Raw genomic sequence first — 21,827 nt, forward strand, 5'->3', positions numbered from 1 at the left:
GAACGGATGAGCGAGCGCAAGGCGATGTTGGTGCTGCATGGCAAGCAAGCCATGAACGAGGATGTCAGAGCCGCTGTGGCCACTATGCGCGAGCAAGGCTGGCGGCTGGATGTGCGCCTGACCTGGGAGGGCGGCGATGCCCAGCGGCTGGTCAATGAAGCGCTGGCGATGGGGTACAGCCACATCATCGCCGGTGGCGGTGATGGCACCCTGCGCGATATCGCCGAAGCCATGGGCCTGGCCGCGACTCATGCCAGCCTGGTGCTGCTGCCGCTGGGTACTGCCAACGACTTCGCCAAAGCCGCCGGGGTACCGCTGGAGCCGGCCCAGGCGCTGGCCTTGATGGATCAGCCTGCACACGCGATCGATCTGGGGCGTGCTGGCGATCAGTTGTTTCTGAACATGGCCACCGGCGGCTTCGGTAGCCAGGTTACTGCTAACACCTCTGAGGACCTGAAGAAGGTGCTCGGCGCTGCGGCCTACCTGTTTACCGGGCTGTCACGCTTCACTGAGCTGCAGGCCGCCGCAGTCGAGCTGACCGGGCCGGATTTCCACTGGCAAGGCGATGTGCTGGCGTTGGGGATCGGCAATGGCCGCCAGGCCGGAGGTGGGCATGAGCTGTGCCCCGACGCGCTGGCTGACGACGGTCTGCTCGATATCGGCATCTTGCCCGCACCACAGGAGGTGGTCGGTGCGCTGAAAGAGCTGATCGGCGGTGAGGGCTTGTACGTGCGTGCGCGCCTGCCGTGGGTAGAGGTAAAAAGTGCGCAGGGATTGGATATCAACCTGGATGGGGAGCCGATGCGCGGCGAAAGTCTACGTTTCGAAGCGGTTCCCGCCGCGTTGCGTGTGCACCTGCCAGCCGATTCGCCGCTGCTCAGTCGTCCAGGCTGATGATCTTCTCGCGCACGGCAAACAGCACCAGGCCTGCAACGTCGTAGATCTGCAGGCGTTTCATGATCTGCGAGCGGTGAGTCTCTACGGTCTTGATCGACAGGCCCAGGCCGCCGGCTATTTCCCGAGTCGATTTGCCGCGTACGATCAAGCGCAGGATTTCCAGCTGGCGTGCAGTGAGGTTAAGCCGGTCGTTGATGCTTTGGCGGCTGTTCTGCGCGCGCAGCAAGGCCTGGTTGATCACGGTGTGAGCGATCGCTGGGCTGAGATAGCGTTCATCCCCGCACAGGGCGCTCAGCGCCTGCTCCAGTTCAACAGCGCTGGTGTCCTTGAGCAAGTAGCCATGCGCACCGCACTCGAGCGCACGCATGATCAGCTCCGGGTCAGTGTGCATCGACAGAATCAGCACTTTGCAAGGGTGCCCGCTGGCACGCAGCTGGGTCAGTGCGTCCAGGCCGCTGGTAGAGCGCATGGAGATATCCAGCAGGACGATGTCCGGCTGCAGCTGTTCGACCAGCGCGTTGAGCTGACCGCCGTCATCGGCTTCACCAACCACCGTATAGCCAGCGATGTCCGCCACGAGCGCGCGCACGCCTGCGCGGATGAGCGAATGGTCATCGACCAGAAGTAATCTACAGGTCATGGCTGGCAAAGGTCCTGGCGCGTTCTTGGGTGCGGGCTGGCCACGGCAGCATGGCCTCGATCCGGGCGCCCCGTCCCGGTTGGCTGTGGACGCTGAGGTTGCCATTCAGGGCGCGGGCGCGCTCATGCATCCCGGCCATGCCGCGCTGCCCGGCCGCAGCGGGATCGTTGCTGGGGATGAAGCCACGGCCGTCATCTTCGATGGTCAAGGCCAGCCCGGCAGCAGTGCGCTGCAACTGTACGCGCAGATTGCGCGCGCCTGCGTGGCGCAGCATGTTGGTGACAGCCTCCTGAGTGATACGAAAGGCTGCCATGCTGATGTCGTCGCTGATTCCGGTCAGGCGCTGCTTGCACTCCAGGCTCCACTGCACCTCGCTGTCGTTCAGTGTGCGCAGCAGGTGCTCGCGCAGGCTGGCTTCCAGGCCGAGGCTGGCCAGCTGGCGCGGATTGAGCAGGGCGGCAACATCACGCACGCTGTTCAAGGCCTCATCCAGAGTGTTGCGCAGGGCATTGGCATGGCTGAGCAGCTCGCTTGGCAGGCGCCGCTGAAGCCAGTCCAGCTGCAGCTTCGCGGCCGTGAGCAATTGGCCGATATCATCATGCAATTCACGGCTTAGACGCTGGCGTTCGCTCTCCTGGACCTTGAGCATGCGCTCGGCCAGTTCAGCGGGGCGCAAACTGATCGAGCGGGTCCATCGGTGCCATTGCCAGGCTGCGCCCAACAGGGCCGCTACTTGCAGCAGCACCAGGCCAATCGGCATCGGTAAGGCTTTTACGTGCAGCACCACGTTAGCGCTCAGTGACGCCACGCAGAGTGCCGCGGTCGTCCAGTGCGCCACGGCGCTGCGGGAGCAGTGGCGCTGGGTAAGATTCAAACGTGGGAACATAAATTGGAAAGCCACTGAGTTAATGCTATTGGAGGCCTTGCACGTGTCTAGTCAGCGGCTTTGGCGTCCTGCTCACAATCAATTAAAAGCATCTGTTCAATTGACGGCTATCTGCATTGGCTGCATTCATAGGCGCGCATGGTATCACTTAAGTTGTGTTTGGTCGCCTTGCTCAGGGGTCTCAAACCGCCGTATTCACGGGCCTGAAGCGACCCGATCGGGTATGGCCTAACTATCAAAAAGCCAGCATTGGCAAGTGCGTGCTTAATCGAGTGCCGCAACTAACTACTATTACTCAAGCGACCAGTCGAAACTTGCCAAGTGTCTGGCAGATAAATGACTTAGTTGCAGACGAATGCCGAACTTACTGTGCGTTTGGCGGTGATTCCGATGGCGACCCGGCTGACCCTTGCAGGGCGCTGGCCAGATCATCCAGCAGCACTGCCTGCTCGCTGCGGTCCAGGTTCAGTTGCCCGGTTTGTGCATCGATCAGTTCCAGTTGCCAGTCCAGCAGGTTCAGGCAGGCTTCGACTGCCGGCAGTGCTGTGCTGTGAAGGTGTCGCTGGCCGCAGGCCGGTGCGAGCAGATGGTGCAGGGCAGAGCTGTAGTGGGCGACCTCGTCAAGGCCCAGCTGTTCGGCACGCTTGGCCAGCTTGGTGAGGGTATCGTTGAGGCACCGGCAGGCATCTGGATCATTGTCGATCAGCTGCAGGTGTAGCAGGCACTCCTGCGCCTGGCTCAACAAGCGCTGTGCATCCCGCAGGAATTCCGGCAGCTCGGTACCGGGCGGCACGCAGCTATCCATCCTGAGCCTCCAGCACGGTGGGCTGGAGCGGGCTGGGCAACACCGAAACGATTGCTAGCAAAAGCCTGACTCCATTCATGCAATGAGAATGGCGTCACATTAATGGCTAATGGATATCGCGAACATCAGGTTAGGCCTGATTGCGGTATAGGGGAAACCCTGAGGGGCGTTGTTGGTTACGCCGCCGTAACAGGTGTTGCTGGAAGTGTCGAAGCAGTAAAGCATGATGGTAAAGTGATATCAATCGCCTGATCTGGATTTGCTGACGAGGGTCAAGCTGCCGGTTTATCCGCCGATACAGAGCAGATGATCACATTTTCCCGCTACACGCCTGGGGGCTTCCAATGGCTGGCATTCTCGACACTGTAGACCAACGTACGCAACTGGTAGGTGAGAACCGCCTGGAAATCCTGATGTTCCGATTGGCGGGTCGTCAGTTGTTCGCCATCAACGTGTTCAAGGTCCAGGAAGTGCTGCAACTGCCCAAGTTGACCCTGATGCCGCAGCGCCACGCTTATGTGTGTGGGGTGGTCAACCTGCGCGGGCAGACCTTGCCGGTGATCGACCTGTCCCAGGCCATCGGCATGCGCCCACTGCAGCCAGGCCCGGACAGCACCATCATCGTCACCGAGTACAACCGCTCGGTGCAGGCGTTTCTGGTCGGCGGTGTCGATCGCATCGTCAACATGAACTGGGAAGCCATCATGCCGCCGCCGACCAGCGCCGGGCGCCAGCATTATCTGACGGCGATCACCAAGGTCGAAGAGCAGTTGGTCGAGATCATCGACGTCGAAAAGGTGCTGGCCGAGATCGTGCCGTACAACGCCAAGGTGTCCGGCGACAAGCTTGCCGATCCGGTGCTGGCCAAGGCGCGTGGCCGCGAAATATTGCTGGTGGACGATTCCACCGTGGCCCTGGCGCAGTTGCGCGATACCTTGTCGCAACTGGGGGTCAAGCTGCATGTTGCCAGCGATGGCCTCAAGGCCTTGCGCATGCTCAAGGCCTGGGCAGATGCCGGTGAAGACCTTTGCGAAAAACTGCTGATGATCTTCACCGACGCTGAAATGCCGGAAATGGACGGCTACCGCCTGACCACCGAGATCCGCAGCGACCCACGTCTGCGCGGATTGTACGTGGTGCTGCATACCTCGTTGTCGGGGAGCTTCAACGAGTCGATGGTGAAAAAGGTCGGCTGTGACAACTTCCTGTCCAAGTTCCAGCCAGACCGTCTGGTAGAGGTTGTGCGCCAGCGCCTGATGCTTGATCACGCGCCTGCCTGATACCTGTGCGCGCCATGCTGGGTATAAGCTAGGCGTTTTTGCACTGGCATGAGGCGGGCAGGGATGTTTGTAAGTGAGTTGTATCGGTATCCGGTGAAGTCGTGTCGGGCGCAAAGCCTGCAGGCCTCGCCGGTAGGTCTGCTCGGCCTGGAAGGCGACCGCCGCTGGCTGGTGGTAGAGGAGGACAACGGACGTTTCTTGACCCAGCGCGCCTGGCCACTGCTGAGTCAGCTCAGTGCCACGGTTGCTGCCAGTGGTGATCTGCTGCTGGAGACTCCAGGGCAGGCGCCGCTGCTGGTCGCCGTGCCGGCGGATGACGAAGCGTTGCGCGGTGTGACCATCTGGCGTGACACCTTGCGCGTGCCAGACGCCGGCGACGCTGCTGCGCTTTGGTTGAGCCAACTGCTCGGCAAGCCGGTGCGGCTGGTGTATTGCCCCGAGCCGCGCGCGCGTTACCTGCCCAGCGGCTATGGCTTGAACAGCGACCGTGCGGCGTTTCCGGATGGCTTTCCTTTGCTGCTGATCGGCCAGGGTTCACTGGATGAGCTGAGCCGGCGGGTTGGCCGGTCGATGGAGATGCTGCGTTTCAGGCCCAATCTGGTTGTGCAGGGCAGCGCAGCGTTTGCCGAAGACAGCTGGAAGCGGATCCGCATCGGAGCGCTGACTTATCGCATCCTCAAACCGAGCGTTCGTTGCATATTCACTACCCTTGACCCGCACACGGGCGAGCGCAGCGCTGACCGCGAACCGCTGGCCACTCTGAAGACCTTTCGAGAGCGTGATGGCGATGTACTGTTCGGGCAGAACCTGGCGGTGGATGGGCCGGGTGAGATTGCCGTAGGCATGCCGGTAGAAGTGCTGGAGTAAGCCGCCAGCTCAAGCCCGCTGCAGCTGATTGCAGCGGGCTCGAGCCTGGGTTAGCCAAGTTACATGTCGTCGAAATAACGCTCGTGCCAGTCCACCAGCGGCTGCGGTGAATTGAGCTTTTGCCCGTAGATCACCGAGTACGACAGCACGTTCTGCACATACTGGCGGGTTTCATCGAACGGGATCGACTCGACCCAGACATCGAAGCTCAGGTGCTTGGCGCCCTTGAGCCATTGACGTACGCGCCCTGGCCCGGCGTTGTAGGCGGCCGAGGCCAGCACCCGATTGCCGTTGAATTGACCGTGCACCTGGCTTAGGTAAGCGGCGCCGAGCTGGATGTTCTTGTCCGGGTTGAGTACTTGAGCCGGTGACGCCAACGGGATGCTGAACTTGCGTGCAGTCTCCTTGGCGGTGGCCGGCATCAGTTGCATCAAGCCGCTGGCGCCCACCGGCGAGCGGGCGTCTTCCATGAAGGCGCTTTCCTGGCGGGTGATGGCAAACACCCAGCTCGAGTGCAGACCGCGAACCTTGGCTTCGCGCACCAGGGTGTCGCGGTGCGCCATCGGGAAGCGAATATCCAGGTCGTCCCAGTACTGCGCCTGGCTGATGGTGCGAATCGCCGGGAAATACCAGCGCAGGTCATAGGCCAGGCGGGCCTGGGCGACCATTTCGTCGCGGTTGAAGTGGCGGCTGACGTGGTACCACTCGCGGCGGCCCTCGACGATCTGGCCGCGGGCATGGAATTCCAGCGCGCGGCGCACGCCCGGGGTGTTGCGGACCTTGTTGACCAGCTGCGGGCTGAGTACCAGCGGTTTGTTGTTCAGTTGGTAAGGTGTTTGCACCCGGTCTGCGGCAAGGAAGCCATAGAAGTCACGCTCACGCGCCACCGCTTTGTACAGCAGCGGGATCTGCGCGTTGTTTGGTTGTGCCAGCTCCAGGCTGCGTGCCTGCCAGTAGCGCCAGCGGCTGCTGGCGGCCAGCTCCTGCGGCAGGCGCTTGGTCAGCTCGTAGGCGTCTTCCCAGCGACCCAGACGCAGCAGCAGGCGCAGGCGCCACTCGCTGACGGTGTTGTCGCGCAGCTCGGGGTCGTAGCGGGTCATCAGGTCGAGCGCGCGCGGGTCGTAACGACGAGCCAGGGTCAGGCCGATCTCGCGGGCGATGGCGACCTTTTCGTCACGCGAGAAATGCATGCGCTGGGCATAGTCATCGAGCAGCGCCATGGCCCGCTCGGGGTCCTGGCGGGCCAGCCGGCGCAGGCCGAGGCTGACCACGTCGGACATTGCCTCGTTGGCCGGGGTAAAGCGTGACGGCTGGTTGAGCAGCTCGGGCTTCTGCGCCACATCGATCAGCAGTTGGCCCTGGGGGGCGAGGGTGGTCAGGGTCTTGACCAGATTGTTGGCCAATGGGTAATTGCGCGCCTGCGCGGCGAGCTTGGCACGTTCCCAGCGTCTGGCTTCGGTGAGCTGACCTTCGGCCGCCCACATCGCGAACAGCGTGTCACACGCAGCAGGTTGCGACTTGCCCACGTTCCACAGCTTGGCAGCGCTGGCAAAGCCTTCGGCGCGTTTGCCGGTGCTGAGCTGGTACTGGCCGTTGATGCAGTCCAGCTCGGTGAAGTTGAGCTTGGGGTCGTAGTACTTGGCGAAGGTCGTCCACTCGCCGCGCTCGGACAACCAGCGCAACCAGCGCAGTTTCATCCAGTTGGCTTGCGGCAGATCACCGTGCTGGGCAAGAAATGCCTCGATTTCTTCGTTGCTGGCGCTCTTTAGCCGGGCAGTGAGTTCGTCGTAAGCCAGGTAGGGGGTCAGCGGATAGTCACTGAGGGCCTGCGAGTAGCGCAGGTAGGGGCCTTTGTCGCCCTTGGCCAGGGCACGTTTGGCTTCGTCGTAGTACTGACGCTGCTGGCTAAGGTCGATGGCCTGTGCCGCACTCGCGGTGGCGGCAGTCAGCAGCAGGCATGAAGCAATCTGTAACAGGCGGCTGCGCATGATACGTCCGGGCAGTTGAACCATGGGAAAGTGACGGCGGTGCCAGCACTGTTGTATGGCGTTAGCTTAGCCGGTTGCCGGCTACCGGCGAAAGCACTGCGGTTGTATCGGGGTGTTATCGGCGACCGGATATCGCAAAGCCTTGATACACACGCTGACTTAGTGCTGGCGAGGGTCAAGTCAGGTAGAATACGCGCCCAGTTTTTGGAGATGATCATGACCCTGCTCAAATTAAGCGATGTGTCCCTTGCATTCGGCGCGATGCCGCTGCTGGACAAGGTTTCCTGGCAGATCGCCCGAGGTGAGCGGGTGTGCATCATCGGCCGCAACGGCACCGGCAAATCGAGCATGCTGCGCCTGATCAAGGGCGAGCAAAAGCCCGATGAAGGTTCGGTCTGGCGCGCACCCGCGCTGAAAATCGGCGAGTTGCCACAGGAACTGCCGGTGGCTGACGAGCGGACTGTGTTCGACGTGGTTGCCGCTGGCCTGGACGGCGTTGGCGAGCTGCTCGCGCAGTATCACCACCTGAGCCAGAACATCCATAACGACGAAGACCTGGACAAGCTCATGCACGTCCAGCACGAGCTTGAAGCCCGTGATGGCTGGCGCTTGCAGCAAGTGGTCGACAGCACCTTGAGCCGCTTGCAGCTGCCCGCCGACAAAACCCTGGCCGAGCTCTCCGGTGGCTGGCGCCGCCGTGTGCTGCTGGCCCAGGCGCTGGTTTCCGAGCCGGATCTGCTGCTGCTCGATGAGCCAACCAACCACCTGGACATCGGTGCGATTGCCTGGCTGGAAGAGGCCTTGAGTGGCTTTGGCGGCGCGGTGCTGTTCATCACCCACGACCGTTCCTTCCTGCAAAACCTGGCCAATCGCATCCTTGAACTGGACCGCGGTGGGCTGATCGACTGGAACGGCGACTACGCCAGCTTCCTCGTGCACAAGGAAGCCGCGCTGGCCGCCGAAGAGACCGCCAACGCGCTGTTCGACAAGCGCCTGGCCCAGGAAGAAGTGTGGATTCGCCAGGGCATCAAGGCGCGCCGCACCCGTAACGAAGGTCGCGTGCGTGCGCTCAAGGAGCTGCGTGTCGAGCGTGGCGAGCGCCGTGAGCGTCAGGGCAAGGCCAACATCCAGATCGACACCGCGGAAAAATCCGGCAAGCAGGTGATGCTGCTGGAGAACGTCAGCTTCTCGCACCCGAACGGGCCGATGCTGGTCAAGGACTTCTCCATGGTGCTGCAGCGTCAGGACCGGATTGGCCTGCTCGGCGCCAACGGTACCGGCAAGACCACCCTGCTCAAGCTGATGCTGGGTGACTTGCAGCCGACGTCGGGCAAGGTCGAGAGCGGCACCAAGCTGGAAGTTGCCTACTTCGACCAGATGCGCCACCAGCTCGACCTGGAAAAGACCGTGATCGAGAACCTCGCCGAGGGTCGCGATTTCATCGAGATCGACGGCCAGAACCGTCACGTGCTGAGCTACCTGGGCGACTTCCTGTTCAGCCCGCAGCGTGCCCGGACGCCAGTCAAGGCATTGTCAGGTGGTGAGCGTGCGCGTTTGCTGCTGGCCAAGCTGTTCAGCAAGCCAGCCAACCTGCTGGTGCTGGACGAACCGACCAACGATCTCGATGTAGAAACCCTCGAGCTGCTCGAAGAAGTTCTGTGCAATTACAAAGGCACCGTGCTGATGGTCAGCCACGACCGGGCCTTCCTCGATAACGTGGTGACGAGCACGCTGGTGTTCGAGGGCGGCGGCAAGGTTCAGGAGTACGTCGGCGGCTACGAAGACTGGATCCGTCAGGGCGGCTCGCCGAAGCTGCTGGGCGTCACCGAAAGCAAGGGTGGCAAGTCCGAGCTCAACAGTGCAGTGGTCGAAAAGGCTGCCGAAGTGGCCACGCCAGTTGCTGCTGCACCGGCAGAGGCGAGCAAGAAGAAGCTCAGCTACAAGCTGCAGCGTGAGCTGGAGGCGTTGCCAGGGCAGATCGACGTGATCGAGAAGGCCATGGCCGAGCTTCAGGAAGAAGTAGCTTCGGCGAACTTCTACCAGCGGCCGATTGGCGAGACATCCGCGGTGCTGGCCAAGCTCGAGAAACTGCAAGGCGAGCTGGATGTTCTGGTCGAGCGCTGGGCTGAGCTGGAAGGCTAAGCAGTCATCAGCCATCGCGGGGTTGCCCGCGATGGCGTCAGTTCAGTTTCAGTCTTTCTTCAGAAGGCGTACTGCCAGCACATCACACGGCGCGCCGTGCAGCACATCGTTGGCGGTGGAGCCCAGCAGCAGTGCCAGGCCGTGGCGACCGTGGCTGCCGACCACGATCAGGTCGCACTTCTGATCCTTGGCCAACTGGTGGATTTCCTGGCGCGGCTGGCCGTAGACCAGGTGCGAGTCACCCCGGTTGATATCCGGGTACTTGTTGAAAAGGCGATCCATGCGTTCCTTGGCCTGGTCGAACTGCTGTTGCTGCAGCTGCGACAGGTCCATCGGTACGTCGCCGCCAAAGGCCATGGCCATCGGTTCGACGATATGCACCAGCGATACCTTGGCGCCGCTCGCCGAAGCGATTGCCTTGGCGCGTTTGATCACCGGATCGCATTCTTCGGTGAGGTCGACAGCGACCAGAAGATGTTCGTAGGTCATTGGAGGTGCTCCTGACAATCGCGATAGTAGAAGTATGGTCGCTTTGTGGCGGTTTACCGTGAAACCTGGCTAACCAGCTCATTTGCAACGCTTTATGGGATCTAGATATGACGGTATGGCTGGTGGTGTCAATCCTTGCGCTGATTCTCAGCCCACTTGCATGGCTGCGTCCATCACGCAAACAGAGCGAGCAGATGAGCCTGCGCCTGGCCGGCAGGCGCATTGGTCTGGCCATGCAGCTGGCGCCACAGCAGTGGCCGCACTGGCTTGAGCTGCAGCCGCCGAGCCCGTGCCCGCAGTACCACCGGCCGCGGCGCAAGGGCCGGGATGACTGCTGGGCGTATTGGCAGGTCAGCCCTGGGGTGTGGTGGAACAAGTGGCGTGAGCCTTGTGAAGATCCGCGCCTGGCCAAGGCCTTGGCGGTGCTGCCAGGCAACGTCTACATGATCGAAGCCACCACGCAAATGGTTGCCTTGTACTGGGGCGAGCGCGGTGATGAATCTGTGTTGCAGAACATTGCGCAAACCCTCGAAGACCTCGCTTAACCCTTCATAACGACATCGCGGGGCACCCCTGCTGATTTGCCACCCATGTTCAGGTGGCGTATCAGCAGTCGTGCCCCGCGATGCGTTCTGCTGCCGCAGAAAGGCCAGGCAGGCCGGGATATTTTGCTTGCGAGGGTGACTATAGCCTGATATGGGCTTTTTGCGGGGTGTCTGCTGCGGTTTTTGCGGTCCGCTCAGGGTCTTCTTATTTCTTCTGAATTTGATTCCAGCCAGCAATGCTGGGGGTGCTGTGCACCCCTTTCGCGACACAAGGCCGCTCCTACACGGACCGCGTACGGCGTTGATAACGCGGTCCCTGTAGGAGCGGCCTTGTGTCGCGAAAGGGCTGCAAAGCAGCCCCGACCTACTAGAGCCAGCTACAAGGCTCAATCGCTACGATGAATAACCACCAATCACCGCCATCAAGATTAATACCCAACCGTTACAAAATGACCAGAAAGTCGCGTTTTCAGCCCCTCAGGCAGAATTTGACAACGCCGATCTTTTCGGAGAATGTGTGCGTACCCAAATCAAACGGGCGTATGAATTGAGCGTTTGTATGTTGCGCCGTTCATGCCAATCCCGACTATCGCGCTGACGGGTGTGCCTGACCAAGCCGCTGTTGTGACAGGGTTTAGCCAGCGTCCGGCGTGTACAGTTTAGCTTCCATATCGTGGAGATCAGTTGATGATTTACGAAGGTAAAGCCATCACGGTTAAGGCTCTTGAAAGCGGCATCGTCGAACTGAAGTTCGACCTCAAGGGTGAGTCCGTCAACAAGTTCAACCGCCTGACCCTGGACGATCTGCGTCAGGCCGTGGCCGCCATCAAGGGCAATGCCTCGGTCAAGGGCGTCATCGTCAGCAGTGGCAAGGATGTGTTCATCGTCGGCGCCGACATCACCGAGTTTGTCGACAACTTCAAGCTGCCCGAGGCCGAATTGGTCGCCGGTAACCTGGAAGCCAACCGCATCTTCAATGATTTCGAAGACCTCGGCGTACCTACGGTTGCCGCCATCAACGGCATCGCCTTGGGTGGCGGCCTGGAAATGTGCCTGGCCGCTGACTACCGGGTGATGTCCAACACCGCCAAGATCGGTCTGCCGGAAGTCAAACTGGGCATCTACCCAGGCTTTGGCGGTACCGTGCGCCTGCCGCGCCTGATCGGCTCGGACAATGCTATCGAGTGGATCGCCTCGGGCAAGGAAAACCGCGCCGAGGACGCCCTCAAGGTTGGCGTCGTCGATGCTGTGGTCACCCCTGAGCTGCTGCAGGCTGCAGCGCTGGACCTGATCAAGCGCGCCATCAGCGGTGAGCTGGACTACAAGGCCAAGCGCCAGCCCAAGCTGGAAAAACTCAAGCTCAACGCGATTGAGCAGATGATGGCCTTCGAAACCGCCAAAGGTTTTGTTGCCGGCCAGGCCGGGCCGAACTACCCGGCGCCGGTCGAAGCGATCAAGACCATTCAGAAAGCCGCCAATTTCGGTCGTGACAAAGCGCTGGAAGTGGAAGCTGCAGGCTTTGCCAAACTGGCCAAGACGCCAGTCGCTGCCAGCCTGATCGGCTTGTTCCTGAATGACCAGGAACTCAAGCGCAAGGCCAAGGCGCATGACCAGATCGCCAATGACGTGAAGCAGGCTGCCGTACTCGGCGCTGGCATCATGGGCGGTGGTATCGCCTATCAATCGGCGGTCAAAGGCACCCCGATCCTGATGAAGGATATCCGTGAGGACGCCATTCAGCTGGGCCTGAACGAAGCCTCCAAGCTGCTTGGCAACCGTGTCGAGAAAGGCCGCCTGACCCCTGCGAAAATGGCCGAGGCGCTGAATGCGATTCGTCCGACCTTGTCCTATGGCGACTTCGCCAACGTCGACATCGTGGTCGAAGCTGTGGTCGAGAACCCCAAGGTCAAGCAAGCCGTTTTGGCTGAAGTCGAAGGCCAGGTCAAAGAGGACGCGATTCTCGCCTCCAACACCTCGACCATCTCCATCAACTTGTTGGCCAAGGCCCTCAAGCGTCCGGAGAACTTCGTCGGCATGCACTTCTTCAACCCGGTACACATGATGCCGCTGGTGGAAGTGATCCGTGGCGAGAAGTCCAGCGAAGTGGCCGTGGCCACCACCGTTGCCTACGCCAAGAAAATGGGCAAGAACCCGATCGTGGTCAACGACTGCCCGGGCTTTTTGGTCAACCGCGTACTGTTCCCGTACTTCGGCGGCTTTGCTCGCCTGGTCAGCGCCGGTGTCGACTTTGTGCGCATCGACAAGGTCATGGAGAAATTCGGCTGGCCGATGGGCCCGGCGTACCTGATGGACGTGGTCGGCATCGACACCGGCCACCACGGCCGCGACGTCATGGCCGAAGGCTTCCCGGACCGCATGAAGGACGATCACCGCACCGCCATCGACGCCCTGTACGAGGCCAAGCGCCTGGGCCAGAAGAACGGCAAGGGCTTCTATGCCTACGAGACCGACAAGCGCGGCAAACCGAAAAAGGTCGCCGACGAGAGCGTGCTCGAAGTGCTCAAGCCGATTGTCTTCGAACAGCGCGAAGTCAGCGACGAGGACATCATCAACTGGATGATGATCCCGCTGTGCCTGGAAACCGTCCGCTGCCTGGAAGACGGCATTGTCGAAACCGCAGCCGAGGCCGACATGGGCCTGGTCTACGGCATCGGCTTCCCTCCCTTCCGCGGTGGTGCATTGCGCTACATCGACTCGATCGGGGTTGCCGAGTTCGTCGCCCTGGCTGACCAGTACGCCGACCTGGGGCCGCTGTACCACCCCACCGCGAAGCTGCGCGAAATGGCCAAGACCGGCCAGCGTTTCTTCAACTGAGCGCCCAACGAGTTAGAGCGAGAGTATTGATATGAGCCTGAATCCAAGAGACGTGGTGATTGTCGACTTCGGTCGGACCCCGATGGGTCGTTCCAAGGGTGGCATGCACCGCAACACCCGCGCCGAAGACATGTCGGCGCACCTGATCAGCAAGTTGCTCGAGCGCAACGACAAGGTCGACCCAAAAGAAGTCGAGGACGTGATCTGGGGCTGCGTCAACCAGACCCTCGAGCAGGGCTGGAACATCGCCCGCATGGCCTCGCTGATGACCCAGATCCCGCACACCTCGGCGGCGCAGACCGTCAGCCGCCTGTGCGGCTCGTCGATGAGCGCGCTGCACACCGCTGCCCAGGCGATCATGACCGGCAACGGTGACGTATTCGTCATCGGCGGTGTCGAACACATGGGCCACGTCAGCATGATGCACGGCGTCGACCCCAACCCGCACATGTCCTTGCACGCTGCCAAGGCCTCAGGGATGATGGGCCTGACTGCAGAGATGCTCGGCAAAATGCACGGCATCAGCCGCGAACAACAGGATGCCTTCGCCGTGCGTTCGCACCAGTTGGCGCACAAGGCCACGGTCGAGGGCAAGTTCAAGGACGAGATCATCCCGATGCAGGGTTATGACGAAAACGGCTTCCTCAAGGTCTTTGACTTCGATGAGACCATTCGTCCGGAAACCACGCTGGAAGGCCTGGCCTCGCTTAAACCTGCGTTCAACCCCAAAGGTGGTACCGTCACTGCCGGTACCTCGTCGCAGATCACCGATGGCGCGTCGTGCATGATCGTCATGTCCGGTCAGCGCGCCATGGACCTGGGCATCCAGCCACTGGCGGTGCTGCGCTCGATGGCGGTGGCCGGTGTCGACCCGGCTATCATGGGTTACGGCCCGGTACCTTCGACGCACAAAGCGCTCAAGCGCGCCGGCCTGAGCATGGCAGATATCGACTTCATCGAGCTCAACGAAGCCTTCGCCGCACAGGCCCTGCCAGTGCTGAAAGATTTGAAAGTGCTCGACAAGATGAATGAGAAGGTTAACCTGCACGGCGGCGCCATTGCCCTGGGTCATCCGTTTGGTTGCTCCGGTGCGCGAATTTCCGGCACCTTGCTCAACGTCATGAAGCAGAATGGCGGCACCCTCGGCGTCGCCACCATGTGTGTCGGCCTGGGCCAAGGCATCACCACTGTCTTCGAACGCGTCTGATCGCGACGCAAGACAGCAGCCGGGGCCATGTGCCCCGGTTTTGTTTTTTACAGGATTTATCACGAGGGTCAGCAACATGCACATACAGCCAGGCGTGTACCGGCATTACAAAGGGCCTGAGTATCGTGTGTTCGGCGCAGCACGCCATTCTGAAAGCGAAGAGTGGATGGTGTTCTACCAATGCCTGTATGGTGATTACGGGCTGTGGGTGCGACCCTTGGCAATGTTTGTCGAATCGGTCGAAGTTGACGGTGAGCAGGTCCCGCGCTTTGCTCTGGTCACGGCCGAGGAGGGGCGTTTTGGCTCTTCCGAACAGGCCAGCGGTTAGTCGAGCGCGCTTGACCTGACCCTGTAGCCACTATATATAGCGGTGCCGCGTGCGGCACCTGACGCGATTTTTAATTTTCAGATTCAGGAATACACCGATCCATGGGCAAATCGCTGGTCATTGTGGAATCCCCGGCCAAGGCCAAGACCATCAACAAGTACCTGGGCAACCAGTACGTGGTGAAGTCGAGTATCGGCCACATCCGTGACCTTCCCACCAGCGGTTCGGCCAGCGCCAGTAAGGAGCCGGCGGCCAAACGTGGCAAGGCAGCTGCGGCTGAGGCACCGGTACTGACGCCGAAAGAAAAGGCTCGCCGCCAGTTGGTCTCGCGCATGGGTGTTGATCCGGACGCTGGCTGGAAAGCCAAGTACGAGATCTTGCCCGGCAAGGAAAAGGTCATCGAAGAGCTACGCCGCCTGGCCAAAGATGCCGACACCATCTATCTCGCGACCGACTTGGACCGCGAAGGGGAGGCGATCGCCTGGCACCTGCGCGAAGCCATTGGTGGTGATGACACCCGCTACAAGCGCGTGGTGTTCAACGAAATCACCAAGAAGGCCATCCAGGAGGCGTTCTCGCAGCCAGGTGAGCTGGACATCAACCGGGTCAACGCCCAGCAGGCGCGGCGCTTCCTCGACCGCGTGGTGGGCTATATGGTCTCGCCACTGCTGTGGTCGAAGATCGCCCGTGGCCTGTCGGCTGGCCGTGTGCAGTCGGTAGCGGTCAAGCTGGTGGTCGAGCGTGAGCGCGAGATTCGTGCGTTCAACCCGGAAGAATACTGGGAAGTGCACGCCGACCTCGGCACCGCCAAGGACGCCAAGGTCCGCTTCGAAGTGGCGCGCGAGAAGGGTGAAGCCTTCAAGCCGCTCAACGAAGCTCAGGCCATGGCTGCTCTGGATCAGCTCAAGTCGTCGAGCTACACCGTCGCCAAGCGCGAAGACCGGCCGACCAGCAGCAAGCCGTCGGCGCCGTTCATCACTTCGACCCTGCAGCAGGCAGCGAGCAATCGCCTCGGCTACGGCGTGAAGAAGACCATGATGATGGCCCAGCGTCTGTACGAAGCCGGCTACATCACCTACATGCGTACCGACTCGACCAACCTCTCGGCCGATGCCGTGGAAATGGCTCGCAGCTATATCGAGCGCGAGTTCGGCAAGCAGTACCTGCCGGAAGCGCCGATCGTCTATGGCAGCAAGGCTGGCGCACAGGAGGCGCACGAAGCGATTCGTCCGTCCGACGTGGCGACCCATCCAAGCAAGCTTACTGGCATGGAGCGTGATGCCGAGCGCCTGTACGAGCTGATCTGGCGCCAGTTCCTGGCCTGCCAGATGCCGCCCGCGCAGTACCTGTCGACCAGCGTCACGGTCAAGGCCGGTGACTTCGAGCTGCGCGCCAAGGGCCGCATCCTCAAGTTCGACGGTTACACCCGCGTCCTGCCGCAGCAGAGCAAGCCAGGCGAAGATGACGTGCTGCCTGACATGGGCCAGGGCGAAGTGCTCAAGCTGATCAAGCTTGATCCAAGCCAGCACTTCACCAAGCCACCGGCGCGCTTCACCGAAGCCAGCTTGGTCAAGGAAATGGAAAAACGCGGCATCGGTCGCCCGTCGACCTATGCGGCGATCATCTCGACCATCCAGGACCGCGGCTACGTGACCCTGCATAACCGCCGCTTCTATTCCGAGAAGATGGGCGACATCGTCACCGAGCGTTTGTCCGAGAGCTTCTCCGACCTGATGGACTACGGCTTCACCGCCGGCATGGAAGAGAACCTCGACGACGTCGCCCAGGGCGAGCGTGACTGGAAAAACGTGCTCGACGAGTTCTACGGCGATTTCAGCAAAAAGCTGCAGACCGCCGAATCACCCGAGCACGGCATGCGCGCCAACCAGCCGACCATGACCAACATCGCCTGCAAGGAATGTGGCCGGCCGATGATGATCCGTACCGCCTCTACCGGTGTGTTCCTTGGCTGCTCGGGCTACACCCTGCCGCCGAAAGAGCGCTGCAAGGCGACCGTCAACCTGGTTCCCGGTGACGAAATTGCCGCCGACGACGAGGGTGAGTCCGAATCGCGCGTGCTGCTCGGCAAGCACCGTTGCCCGATCTGCGCCACGGCGATGGATGCTTACCTGCTGGACGAGAAGCACAAGCTGCACATCTGCGGTAACAACCCGGATTGCGTTGGCTACGAAATCGAGCAGGGCAGCTACCGGATCAAGGGCTACGAAGGCCCGAGCCTTGAGTGCGACAAGTGCGGCAGCGAAATGCAGCTCAAGACCGGCCGTTTTGGCAAGTTCTTCGGGTGCACCAACCCGGCCTGCAAAAACACTCGCAAGCTGCTCAAGAACGGCGAAGCAGCGCCACCGAAGATGGACAAGGTGGAGATGCCTGAGCTCAAGTGCGAGAAGGTCGACGACACCTACGTGCTGCGTGACGGTGCCTCGGGTTTGTTCCTGGCGGCCAGCCAGTTCCCGAAAAACCGTGAGACGCGTGCGCCATTGGTGAAAGAAATCATCCCGCACAAGGATGAGATCGATCCCAAGTACCACTTCCTCTGTGAAGCGCCTGCCAAGGATCCGGACGGCCGCCCGACCGTGATCCGCTACAGCCGCAAGACCAAGGAGCAGTACGTCCAGTCCGAGGTTGACGGCAAGCCGACCGGTTGGAAGGCGTTCTACGACGGCAAGGCCTGGAAGGTCGAAGACAAGCGCTGATCCGGCGCCGCAGTACCTGCGCGGGGCAAGCCCGCTGTTGTGTCCTCAGGGTGAGGCGCGGCAGCAGGCTTGCCCCGCGCTGCTTTTGCGCTTGCGGCTTTTATGCTTGCGAGAGTGCCCGGCGATAGCTGAAACTTGCTGATCGCCACGCTGCCCTCAGGAGGCCAAACCGCCATGGCCCAGGAACTCTACACCCGCACCAACCAGAAACTGTTCTTCGCCGGCCTCGCGCTGGAGTCCATGGCCAAGGCTGAGCAAAGCCAGGCCATGAACGCCCAGGGGCTGGTGCAGGCCGAGCGAGAAGCGGCGCAGTTTCATCTGTACGGGGCGCTGCTTGGGCTGTGTCACGAAATCGCCGGCTTCTACCGCCTGCCGCAGGCGGGCGCTGCTCGCGCTGAACAACTATTGGACGCCGAAGTGCTGGCCGGCATGGCCATCCCTGAGTTGGCCGAGCTGATCGAGCTGGCAGACAATCGGCAAACCTGGCTGGCGCAGATGTTGACCGCTTATGCAGATTTGTTCCGACCACCTGTCGCGAAAAAAACCGCCAAAACCGACGTCACTCAGCCGTTGATTCAGGCCGTCAACCTCGACGAGCCCGAGCAGCCTGCGCTTTCGCGGGCAGAGCTCGAGCAGTGGCGGAGCAATTTGAAAGACCTCGCCAGGCGCTTTCGTGAAGCGTTGAGTGAGTGCTGAGCAGGCACTTGGCTGGTACAATGCTCGCCTTTCGTGGAGAACAGCCTTTTATGTCGACGTCCTTTCTTGAAATTGTAGAGTTGCCTGATGGCCGGATCGAGCTGCGTCGCGCCGAAGATGAAGGCTCATTGGTAACCCTGGATTTCTCCGAGGACGCCAAGGTGTTTTTGCAGGGTCAACACGTCGAGGTGGCCAAGGCCATGCTCAGCGTTGGCGTGCAGATGGCTGGCAAGCTGGTGGAAGGCGAGCTGGAACGTGACGAAGGGCCGCGCGTTCTGCACTGAGTAGTGCCAGACCCCTACACGATCACGATGAGAACAGGCGAAGCCTGAACATCAGCCGAGGCGGATGTTCAGGCTTTGTGCGTTTCCGACCGTGGCGGCGCGGATCAGCTGCTGACGCAGGGTGACATTGAGGCTACCCAGCCAGCTGACCACGGTATGGCTGTGGCCCATGCGCAGGGCTTCGCAGGTCAGCTGCAAGGCGCTTTTGTTGCTGCTCGGGTGCAGCAGCAGAATCCGCTCGCGGTTGAGCCCGGCATCACGCAGCCAGGCCTGGGTCAGGCTGGTCGGCGGGGCGATCAGCGTCAGCCAGCGCGCATCCACTTCTTCGCTCAGGTCGCGCAGTACCGGCGCCAGCAGGCTTTGGCAATGTCCCGGCGCACCGCGCAGGGCCAGTTCACTGAACCGCTCGGGGTCGCTGTTTTTTTGCCGCGCCTGGGTGCTGGCCTTCAGGCCAGGCAATACCGGTTCGGCCAGAAACGCTTCGAATAATGGCAACTGAATTGACTGCGGTACGTGGATTGCTTGCTGCATGACGCCTCCTGGATCAGCGACGAATGACGCCGACGCTCAAGCCCTCGATCATCAAGTCCTGTTGCTTGAGGTCGACTTCGATCGGGGCAAATTCGGGGTTCTCGGCCATCAACCAGACCTTGTTGCCTTCACGCTTGAAGCGCTTGACGGTGACTTCATCACCGATGCGCGCGACCACGATCTGGCCATTGCGTGCTTCGCGGCAGGTATGCACGGCCAGCAGGTCACCGTCGAAGATACCGACGTCCTTCATGCTCATGCCGTGTACGCGCAGCAAGTAGTCAGCGGGCGGATGAAAGAAAGTCGGGTTGATGTTGCACGACTGCTCGATATGCTGTTCGGCCAGGATCGGCGCACCGGCAGCGACGCGGCCAATGATCGGCAAGCCGCTATCTTCGGCCTTGGCTTCGTGGCCAGGGATGCGGATACCGCGGGACGCGCCCGGGGTCATCTCGATGGCGCCTTTGCGCGCCAGGGCCTTGAGGTGTTCTTCAGCGGCGTTGGGCGACTTGAAGCCCAGCTCCTGGGCGATCTCCGCGCGGGTCGGCGGATAACCGTTGTCGTCGAGGCAGCGTTTGATGAAAGCCAGGATTTCGGCTTGGCGTGGCGTCAGTTTCAACATGGCGATCGCTCTGTCTTTTTATACAGTGACTGGGATTATATACAGTAGAAGGCTGGCTGCAAGCGTCTTGCCGCAGAAGATGCTCGGGCTGACGCACGGCGTGGCCTGCAGCTCTGTGCGCGAGGCTGTGTTTTAATGGCGACCGGTGAGTCAGCCAACCTTGACAGATAGGAGCCTGAAACGTATGTTTCAAACAACTGTTTGTCAGGCCCCCACCCCGGAGTAGCGAGTAGTCATGGCCCAATCGGAAACCGTTGAACGCATTCTCGATGCTGCCGAGCAGCTATTCGCGGAAAGGGGGTTCGCGGAAACCTCGTTGCGCCTGATCACCAGCAAGGCTGGCGTCAATCTGGCAGCGGTGAACTACCACTTCGGCTCGAAAAAGGCGCTGATCCAGGCGGTCTTCTCGCGCTTCCTCGGGCCGTTCTGCGCAAGCCTCGAGCGTGAACTCGAGCGCCGCCAGGGCCGTCCCGAACTCAAGCCGAGTCTTGAAGAGCTGCTGGAGATGCTCGTCGAGCAGGCGCTGGTAGTGCAGCCGCGTAGCAACAATGACCTGTCGATTTTCATGCGCCTGCTCGGCCTGGCTTTCAGCCAGAGCCAGGGCCACCTGCGCCGTTACCTTGAAGACATGTACGGCAAGGTATTCCGCCGCTACATGCTGCTGGTCAACGATGCCGCACCGCGTATCCCGCCGATCGAGCTGTTCTGGCGGGTGCACTTCATGCTTGGCGCGGCGGCGTTCAGCATGTCCGGGATCAAGGCCTTGCGCGCCATCGCCGAAACCGACTTCGGCATCAACACCTCGATCGAGCAGGTCATGCGCTTGATGGTGCCGTTCCTCGCAGCCGGTATGCGCGCCGACAGCGGCGTCACCGACCAGGCCATGGCTGCCGCGCAACTGCGCCCGCGCAGCAAGACCAGCACCGCTGGCATGCCGGCCAAAGCCTGAGCCGGCACTGGCGCGCGGGCACAGGCTTCGCAGATAATTCACTGCACGACATTCCCTGAAGGACTTTTCATGACTGCCAGCCTGCAAGGCTCCCTGATGATCGACATCGCCGGTACCTGGCTGACTGCCGAGGACCGCCAGTTGCTGCGCCAGCCCGAAGTGGCTGGCCTGATCATCTTCGCCCGCAATATCGACAGCCCGCGCCAGGTGCGTGAGTTGTGTGCGTCGATTCGGGCGATCCGGCCTGATCTGATTCTGGCTGTCGACCAGGAGGGCGGGCGCGTGCAGCGTCTGCGTCAGGGCTTTGTGCGCCTGCCGGCCATGCGCGCGATCGCCGACAACGGCAATGCCGAGTACCTCGCCGAGCAGTGTGGCTGGTTGATGGCCACTGAAGTGCTGGCGGTTGGTCTGGACCTGAGCTTTGCGCCGGTGCTCGACCTTGATCACCAGCGCAGCGCAGTGGTTGGCAGTCGCGCCTTCGAAGGCGACCCGCAGCGGGCCACGCAACTGGCCGGCGCGTTCATCCGCGGCATGAACTCAGCCGGCATGGCTGCGTGCGGCAAACACTTCCCGGGGCATGGTTGGGCCGAGGCCGACTCGCACGTGGCCATCCCCACCGACGAGCGCAGCCTCGAGCAGTTGCGCCAGGCTGACCTGGTGCCGTTCACCCGTTTGCGCGGTCAGTTAGCTGCAGTCATGCCTGCACATGTGATCTACCCACAGATCGACAATCAACCCGCAGGCTTCTCGCGCCGCTGGTTGCAGGACATTCTGCGCGGCGAGCTGGGCTTTACCGGGGTGATCTTCAGTGACGACCTGTCCATGGCTGGTGCGCATGTGGTCGGCGATGCCGCCAACCGGATCGAAGCGGCCTTGAGCGCCGGTTGCGACATGGGCCTGGTGTGCAATGACCGGGCTGCGGCAGAGCTGGCGTTGAGCGCAGTGCAGCGGCTCAAGGTCAAGCCTTCGCCACGGGTTGCCGGCATGCGCGGGCAAGGCTTTGCCAGCACCGACTATCGCCAGCAGCCACGCTGGCTGGAGGCGCTTGGCGCTTTGAAAGAAGCACAGTTGATCGACTGAACAAATGCCGGGCTGGCCCAGATGACAGGTCAGCCCGGCTTG

20 protein-coding genes are annotated in these 21,827 nt (G+C 61.5%); 13 read left to right on the forward strand and 7 right to left on the reverse strand.

The window, feature by feature from the left end:
* Positions 1-6: 6 nt before the first annotated feature.
* The gene (yegS, locus tag ACQZ2L_RS12035) at positions 7-894 is read left to right on the forward strand and encodes a lipid kinase YegS (RefSeq protein WP_430326214.1); all 888 of its coding nucleotides are present in this window, start codon (positions 7-9) and stop codon (positions 892-894) included.
* On the opposite strand, the gene ACQZ2L_RS12040 is transcribed toward yegS, so the two are convergent.
* From ACQZ2L_RS12040 to ACQZ2L_RS12050, 3 genes are all read right to left on the reverse strand, one after another.
* Complete coding sequence (locus ACQZ2L_RS12040) at positions 878-1,537, reverse strand: response regulator (protein ID WP_430326215.1); 660 nt, start codon at positions 1,535-1,537, stop codon at positions 878-880. The genes yegS and ACQZ2L_RS12040 overlap by 17 nt on opposite strands.
* A complete protein-coding gene (locus ACQZ2L_RS12045; protein WP_430326216.1) occupies positions 1,527-2,423 on the reverse strand; it encodes a sensor histidine kinase in 897 nt (298 codons plus the stop codon). The genes ACQZ2L_RS12040 and ACQZ2L_RS12045 overlap by 11 nt, the downstream gene beginning before the upstream one ends.
* A gap of 364 nt (positions 2,424-2,787) precedes the next feature.
* Positions 2,788-3,228 carry a histidine kinase gene (locus ACQZ2L_RS12050; RefSeq protein WP_430326217.1) on the reverse strand — a complete coding sequence of 147 codons (441 nt, stop codon included), beginning with the start codon at positions 3,226-3,228 and terminating at the stop codon, positions 2,788-2,790.
* A 344-nt stretch (positions 3,229-3,572) separates the two neighbouring features.
* Here ACQZ2L_RS12050 and ACQZ2L_RS12055 point away from each other — a divergent pair, with 344 nt between their 5' ends.
* Together ACQZ2L_RS12055 and ACQZ2L_RS12060 are read left to right on the forward strand one after the other, a co-directional pair.
* Positions 3,573-4,508, forward strand: a complete 936-nt coding sequence (locus ACQZ2L_RS12055; RefSeq protein ID WP_101321223.1) for a chemotaxis protein CheV — start codon at positions 3,573-3,575, stop codon at positions 4,506-4,508.
* A gap of 63 nt (positions 4,509-4,571) precedes the next feature.
* Entirely contained in the window at positions 4,572-5,375 is an 804-nt protein-coding gene (locus tag ACQZ2L_RS12060; protein WP_430326218.1) for an MOSC domain-containing protein, read from the forward strand.
* A gap of 59 nt (positions 5,376-5,434) precedes the next feature.
* On the opposite strand, the gene ACQZ2L_RS12065 is transcribed toward ACQZ2L_RS12060, so the two are convergent.
* Positions 5,435-7,363, reverse strand: a complete 1,929-nt coding sequence (locus ACQZ2L_RS12065; protein ID WP_430326219.1) for a transglycosylase SLT domain-containing protein — start codon at positions 7,361-7,363, stop codon at positions 5,435-5,437.
* 216 nt (positions 7,364-7,579) lie between these two features.
* Between ACQZ2L_RS12065 and ACQZ2L_RS12070 the strand changes: the two genes are divergently transcribed.
* Positions 7,580-9,505, forward strand: coding sequence for an ATP-binding cassette domain-containing protein (locus ACQZ2L_RS12070; RefSeq protein WP_430326220.1), 1,926 nt, complete (start codon positions 7,580-7,582; stop codon positions 9,503-9,505).
* A gap of 48 nt (positions 9,506-9,553) precedes the next feature.
* On the opposite strand, the gene ACQZ2L_RS12075 is transcribed toward ACQZ2L_RS12070, so the two are convergent.
* Complete coding sequence (locus ACQZ2L_RS12075; protein WP_430326221.1) at positions 9,554-9,994, reverse strand: universal stress protein; 441 nt, start codon at positions 9,992-9,994, stop codon at positions 9,554-9,556.
* A gap of 107 nt (positions 9,995-10,101) precedes the next feature.
* On the opposite strand from ACQZ2L_RS12075, the gene ACQZ2L_RS12080 reads away from it, so the two are divergent.
* From ACQZ2L_RS12080 to ACQZ2L_RS12110, 7 genes are all read left to right on the forward strand, one after another.
* The gene (locus ACQZ2L_RS12080; protein ID WP_430326222.1) at positions 10,102-10,539 is read left to right on the forward strand and encodes a hypothetical protein; all 438 of its coding nucleotides are present in this window, start codon (positions 10,102-10,104) and stop codon (positions 10,537-10,539) included.
* A gap of 687 nt (positions 10,540-11,226) precedes the next feature.
* Positions 11,227-13,374, forward strand: coding sequence for a fatty acid oxidation complex subunit alpha FadB (gene fadB, locus ACQZ2L_RS12085; RefSeq protein ID WP_430326223.1), 2,148 nt, complete (start codon positions 11,227-11,229; stop codon positions 13,372-13,374).
* Between the two features lie 31 nt (positions 13,375-13,405).
* The gene (fadA, locus tag ACQZ2L_RS12090) at positions 13,406-14,581 is read left to right on the forward strand and encodes an acetyl-CoA C-acyltransferase FadA (RefSeq protein ID WP_430326224.1); all 1,176 of its coding nucleotides are present in this window, start codon (positions 13,406-13,408) and stop codon (positions 14,579-14,581) included.
* Between the two features lie 76 nt (positions 14,582-14,657).
* A complete protein-coding gene (locus ACQZ2L_RS12095) occupies positions 14,658-14,909 on the forward strand; it encodes a DUF1653 domain-containing protein (RefSeq protein ID WP_430326225.1) in 252 nt (83 codons plus the stop codon).
* A gap of 101 nt (positions 14,910-15,010) precedes the next feature.
* A complete protein-coding gene (gene topA / locus ACQZ2L_RS12100; protein WP_430326226.1) occupies positions 15,011-17,623 on the forward strand; it encodes a type I DNA topoisomerase in 2,613 nt (870 codons plus the stop codon).
* Between the two features lie 174 nt (positions 17,624-17,797).
* Positions 17,798-18,319 (forward strand): DUF6586 family protein, encoded by a 522-nt coding sequence (locus ACQZ2L_RS12105; RefSeq protein WP_430326227.1) that lies wholly within the window; start codon positions 17,798-17,800, stop codon positions 18,317-18,319.
* Positions 18,320-18,369: 50 nt separating this feature from the next.
* On the forward strand, positions 18,370-18,603 hold the full coding sequence (locus ACQZ2L_RS12110; RefSeq protein ID WP_101321200.1) for a hypothetical protein: 234 nt from the start codon (positions 18,370-18,372) through the stop codon (positions 18,601-18,603).
* 51 nt (positions 18,604-18,654) lie between these two features.
* Here ACQZ2L_RS12110 and sulA read toward each other — a convergent pair whose 3' ends face one another.
* A complete protein-coding gene (sulA, locus tag ACQZ2L_RS12115) occupies positions 18,655-19,134 on the reverse strand; it encodes an SOS-induced cell division inhibitor SulA (RefSeq protein WP_430326228.1) in 480 nt (159 codons plus the stop codon).
* A gap of 13 nt (positions 19,135-19,147) precedes the next feature.
* Positions 19,148-19,756, reverse strand: coding sequence for a transcriptional repressor LexA (gene lexA / locus ACQZ2L_RS12120; protein ID WP_430326229.1), 609 nt, complete (start codon positions 19,754-19,756; stop codon positions 19,148-19,150).
* A gap of 235 nt (positions 19,757-19,991) precedes the next feature.
* Between lexA and ACQZ2L_RS12125 the strand changes: the two genes are divergently transcribed.
* Positions 19,992-20,705, forward strand: a complete 714-nt coding sequence (locus ACQZ2L_RS12125) for a TetR/AcrR family transcriptional regulator (protein ID WP_430326230.1) — start codon at positions 19,992-19,994, stop codon at positions 20,703-20,705.
* 81 nt (positions 20,706-20,786) lie between these two features.
* A complete protein-coding gene (nagZ, locus tag ACQZ2L_RS12130) occupies positions 20,787-21,785 on the forward strand; it encodes a beta-N-acetylhexosaminidase (protein ID WP_430326455.1) in 999 nt (332 codons plus the stop codon).
* Positions 21,786-21,827 lie beyond the last annotated feature (42 nt).

The organism is Pseudomonas shirazensis (assembly GCF_050496565.1).
In the GTDB taxonomy this organism is placed as follows: domain Bacteria; phylum Pseudomonadota; class Gammaproteobacteria; order Pseudomonadales; family Pseudomonadaceae; genus Aquipseudomonas; species Aquipseudomonas shirazensis_A.

Bases quoted from the DNA above. Each gene is read 5' to 3' on its own strand.
- topA (WP_430326226.1), top strand. From the start codon at position 15,011: ATGGGCAAATCGCTGGTCATTGTGGAATCCCCGGCCAAGGCCAAGACC.
- sulA (WP_430326228.1), bottom strand. From the start codon at position 19,134: ATGCAGCAAGCAATCCACGTACCGCAGTCAATTCAGTTGCCATTATTC.
- ACQZ2L_RS12110 (WP_101321200.1), top strand. From the start codon at position 18,370: ATGTCGACGTCCTTTCTTGAAATTGTAGAGTTGCCTGATGGCCGGATC.
- ACQZ2L_RS12070 (WP_430326220.1), top strand. From the start codon at position 7,580: ATGACCCTGCTCAAATTAAGCGATGTGTCCCTTGCATTCGGCGCGATG.
- ACQZ2L_RS12075 (WP_430326221.1), bottom strand. From the start codon at position 9,994: ATGACCTACGAACATCTTCTGGTCGCTGTCGACCTCACCGAAGAATGC.
- ACQZ2L_RS12040 (WP_430326215.1), bottom strand. From the start codon at position 1,537: ATGACCTGTAGATTACTTCTGGTCGATGACCATTCGCTCATCCGCGCA.
- ACQZ2L_RS12045 (WP_430326216.1), bottom strand. From the start codon at position 2,423: ATGTTCCCACGTTTGAATCTTACCCAGCGCCACTGCTCCCGCAGCGCC.
- ACQZ2L_RS12050 (WP_430326217.1), bottom strand. From the start codon at position 3,228: ATGGATAGCTGCGTGCCGCCCGGTACCGAGCTGCCGGAATTCCTGCGG.
- ACQZ2L_RS12095 (WP_430326225.1), top strand. From the start codon at position 14,658: ATGCACATACAGCCAGGCGTGTACCGGCATTACAAAGGGCCTGAGTAT.
- ACQZ2L_RS12080 (WP_430326222.1), top strand. From the start codon at position 10,102: ATGACGGTATGGCTGGTGGTGTCAATCCTTGCGCTGATTCTCAGCCCA.
- lexA (WP_430326229.1), bottom strand. From the start codon at position 19,756: ATGTTGAAACTGACGCCACGCCAAGCCGAAATCCTGGCTTTCATCAAA.
- ACQZ2L_RS12055 (WP_101321223.1), top strand. From the start codon at position 3,573: ATGGCTGGCATTCTCGACACTGTAGACCAACGTACGCAACTGGTAGGT.
- ACQZ2L_RS12060 (WP_430326218.1), top strand. From the start codon at position 4,572: ATGTTTGTAAGTGAGTTGTATCGGTATCCGGTGAAGTCGTGTCGGGCG.
- fadA (WP_430326224.1), top strand. From the start codon at position 13,406: ATGAGCCTGAATCCAAGAGACGTGGTGATTGTCGACTTCGGTCGGACC.
- ACQZ2L_RS12125 (WP_430326230.1), top strand. From the start codon at position 19,992: ATGGCCCAATCGGAAACCGTTGAACGCATTCTCGATGCTGCCGAGCAG.
- ACQZ2L_RS12065 (WP_430326219.1), bottom strand. From the start codon at position 7,363: ATGCGCAGCCGCCTGTTACAGATTGCTTCATGCCTGCTGCTGACTGCC.
- ACQZ2L_RS12105 (WP_430326227.1), top strand. From the start codon at position 17,798: ATGGCCCAGGAACTCTACACCCGCACCAACCAGAAACTGTTCTTCGCC.
- yegS (WP_430326214.1), top strand. From the start codon at position 7: ATGAGCGAGCGCAAGGCGATGTTGGTGCTGCATGGCAAGCAAGCCATG.
- fadB (WP_430326223.1), top strand. From the start codon at position 11,227: ATGATTTACGAAGGTAAAGCCATCACGGTTAAGGCTCTTGAAAGCGGC.